Origin of the sequence: Flavobacterium sp., assembly GCF_043720215.1 — a bacterium.
Lineage (GTDB): Bacteria > Bacteroidota > Bacteroidia > Flavobacteriales > Flavobacteriaceae > Flavobacterium.
On sequence record NZ_JAYSSZ010000163.1, the window covers coordinates 1 to 3,689 of the forward strand.

The window sequence follows — 3,689 nt, forward strand, 5'->3', positions numbered from 1 at the left end:
GAGATTTTTAAAAAAACTTATCAATGTTCCGATTACAAATCCGTATTTTTGAAATAAATTTAACACAAAAAAGAGTCAACGTATTTTAGGATATGACAAGATGACAAACAGCAAATCGTGAACCGGAAAGATTTATTTTTAAATCAAAACGATCAAAAATGAAAAGATTTTATATATCCATCGCTGTCACATTGCTATTTTCTGTAACTGGAAAGCCGCAATCTATTCAAAGTTCAAAAAACACTGACATCTACAGAACTTATTAAAGATTTTGAAGTTTTGAAAGGCGTTTTACTAAATTATCACCCTGGGCTTTACAGGTTCCAAGAAAGTTCAACTGTTGCAAAGCTTTTTAATAATCTTGAGCAACAATTAAAAAGTGACTTATCGCTTTGCGAAGCTTATTTATTGTTTTCCAAGTTCACAGCAAGTTTAAAATGCGGACATACTTTCTGTAGCTTTTACAATCAGAGTGGTTCTACAAAAGATAGCCTCTTTAATAAAAAAGATAAAGTTCCGTTTACTTTTTTCTTGTTTGATAAAAAGATGTTCGTTGAAAAAAATGTTTCAGACAATGAAGAACTAAAGCAAGGAACTGAAGTATTAGAAATCAATAATGTCCCAGTTGCTATTATTATCGATACCTTAATACAATATGTGAAAGGAGATGGAAACAATAATCTCAAAAGGCTAAATGACTTGAACCTTTCCGGACTTGGTAAATTTGAAGCGTTTGATATTTTTTATCCGCTATTATTCCCTCCAATAAATAATTCCTATTCACTAAAAGTTAAACAGGCTGACAAAACAAGCATGTTGACAATAAATGTTTATCCCGTAAGTCGTGCTGAACGATTTAGCCTAATTGAAAGCAAATATGGGAAACAGCCCTCAACCTTAGATGATTTATGGGATTTCAAAATATTAAACAGCGAAACCGGCTATCTAAAAATTGGCACATTTGTAACCAATAAACTAACCATTGACTGGAAGAAATTTTTAAGTAATGCTTTTGATGAGTTGACTGAAAAAAATATTCAAAATTTAATCATTGATATACGTGGAAATGAAGGTGGTGATGATGAAGTAAACCTTGTTCTTGGAAATAAATTAGCTAAAAGGCAGATTGAATTTCCAGCGTTTAAAGAATTGCTTCGCTATGAAAATGTTTCTGACGAATTTCGCCCCTATATTAATACGTGGGATAAAAGTTTCTATAACAGAAGCGGACGAGTAATAAAACAAGAAAATGGCTTTTATACTTGGAAAAAAAATAGAGGCAACTCAGTTATAAAGAAAAATAACAATGCGTTTCAAGGAAATACCTATTTACTTGTAGACGCAGCGAATAGTTCGGCAACTTTTTTCCTCACAGCTTGCTTAAAGCAAAACAAGATTGCTACTATCGTTGGTTCTGAAACTGGCGGCAACCTGAAAGGAACAAATGGTGGACAACTTTTCTTTCTTTGGTTACCTAATTCAAAAATAGAAATTGACATTCCGTTGATAGGTTATTACCCATTGACAGAACAACCTGACAAGGGTATAAATCCTGACATTGAAATCGTGTTGACAAGTTCAGATATTTTTTCTGGAAAGGACAAGGTTTTAGATAAAACATTAGAATTAATTAAGGCAAAATAAAAGCACATCAGCTAACACGGGTTTGGCAAAAGTGGCGGTTCAGTGCTCCGCAGACACATTTGTGGTTAATCAAAGTTTGGTTCTCTGCATCAACATTTGTGGTGAAAATCGCCACTTCTGCAAGCTGCAAAACGTAGCAGCAAGTGCCAAAAAAGCGCAAAAATATGGGTATTAATAAAAAAATTGGTTTGTTCTTTTGCTTTTGTTTGACAAGTTGCTATTTTGGAGCAAATGAATCAAGTGAGGAAATAATAAATAACTATTATTTAGCTAAATGGGACGAAAATACATGGATTTCATATTGCAAAGACATTGATAGAATTTTTGATATAGAAAAGATTATTATTGGTCATAATGTTTTTGCTGTCGGAAATAATGAAGACTTCATAATAGCAAAACAACATCCTTGTGAAAATAACGATTTACATTTTATGGATTATGATAGTCTAAAACCAAACAGAAACATAACAAATTATATTATTATAGAAACAAGAAATGATGGTTGTAAATTACATAGTTTTAATAATGAAAAAGATTACAATAATGAAAGAATTCGATTTGGAATACCAAAAAGTCTGGTTTATCAATTTTACGATAATGAACTTGAATAATGCCAGCTGCTAACAGCGGTTTCAAGAAATGGCGAGGCATGGGATTTATTTAAAATGGAAAAGGTTTATAATTTAAAGTTTTGTTTATATTTGTGAAGGCTTGGCCATGTTTCATCGCCACTTCATGAAGCAGCGGGACGTAGGCAATTATAAAAACGAAACGTAAACAAAATGAAAGTATTCTTAAAAATAATGATTCTGTTTCTAATCGCATTAATTTTCTCATGTGGAAAAGACGATGAAAATCAAGTTACTCCTACTTCTAATATCAGTTTTTCAAACTCACCTTTTGACTTGCAAGGAATTAATGCAAAATTTGCTAAAGACATTGCATATGACAACAAAGCAAGAACTCAATTTGATATTTGGCTACCAAATTCTAACACTCCGACAGGTTTAGTTATATATGTTCACGGTGGTGGTTTTACAAGTGGTGACAAAGATTTTGTATATGCTGTTCAATCAGGTGGAGCGTGGGATTTTCCAACAGACATTCGCTACTTACTTCAAAACAATATTGCGTTCGCAACTATTCGCTATACTTATTTAAACACGACTGGAGAAACCGAAGGTATTAAAAAACCAATGTCAGACGTAAGAAGGGCTTTACAATATATCAGAAATCGGGCAAGTGATTTTAACATTGATAAGAATAAAATTGTTTTAGCTGGTAATTCAGCAGGTGCAGGAACTTCTCTTTGGATTGCGTTTAATAATGACTTTGCAAATGCTTCAAGTAGTGACCCTGTTTTAAGAGAATCAAGCAGAGTAAAAGGCGTAGTTGCAAGAGAAACTCAAGCAAGCTACAATATTGAAGACCGTTATGTAAATGATGTTTTTATTGATTATGGTTTAACTTGGACAGAAATATTAGCGAATGAAACGGGAAACATTCAAAAAATTTATGGTGTATCTTCAACTGTACAATACGAATCACCTTCCATTGATGCCTATAGAGCAGAGGTTGATATGTTATCTTTAATGACTTCTGATGACCCAGGAATTTGGATAAATAATACTCTTAGAGATGTTGTAAACCCATATTCTGCTCCTGAAATATCTTCTCATCACGCATTTCACGCAAGAGAGTTGAAAGAAAGAGCAGATGCTGTTGGAATTGAAAACATTACTTACTATGGTAAAAATCCAATTATATATTCTGACTCAAGTAACGAAAGTTGGACAGAATTCTGTAAACGGAAAATTAATGAATAACTGCCTACAACACCAGTTTGCAAAAATGGCGGGTTTTGGGCTTAATTTAAAGTTGGTTTCGTACTTGCAAAATCAGTGTTTAACCGACAGTTTAGGCTTCCTTAATCCGCCACTTCTGCAAGCTGCGAAACGTTAGTGGTCATTTTAAAACGTGTATCGTCCTAAAATAGGTTGACTAAAAATTAAACACTTTTAGTACCTATGGAAACACCAACAAAT

General features: G+C 33.0%; 3 protein-coding genes. All 3 read left to right on the forward strand.

The window, feature by feature from the left end; translation table 11 throughout:
• Positions 1 to 279 precede the first annotated feature (279 nt).
• On the forward strand, positions 280 to 1,644 hold the full coding sequence (locus ACHZC3_RS07595) for a S41 family peptidase (RefSeq protein ID WP_394759262.1): 1,365 nt from the start codon (positions 280 to 282) through the stop codon (positions 1,642 to 1,644).
• A gap of 164 nt (positions 1,645 to 1,808) precedes the next feature.
• Positions 1,809 to 2,255 carry a hypothetical protein gene (locus tag ACHZC3_RS07600; RefSeq protein WP_394759263.1) on the forward strand — a complete coding sequence of 149 codons (447 nt, stop codon included), beginning with the start codon at positions 1,809 to 1,811 and terminating at the stop codon, positions 2,253 to 2,255.
• Between the two features lie 171 nt (positions 2,256 to 2,426).
• Positions 2,427 to 3,470 carry a hypothetical protein gene (locus tag ACHZC3_RS07605; protein ID WP_394759264.1) on the forward strand — a complete coding sequence of 348 codons (1,044 nt, stop codon included), beginning with the start codon at positions 2,427 to 2,429 and terminating at the stop codon, positions 3,468 to 3,470.
• Positions 3,471 to 3,689: the final 219 nt, after the last annotated feature.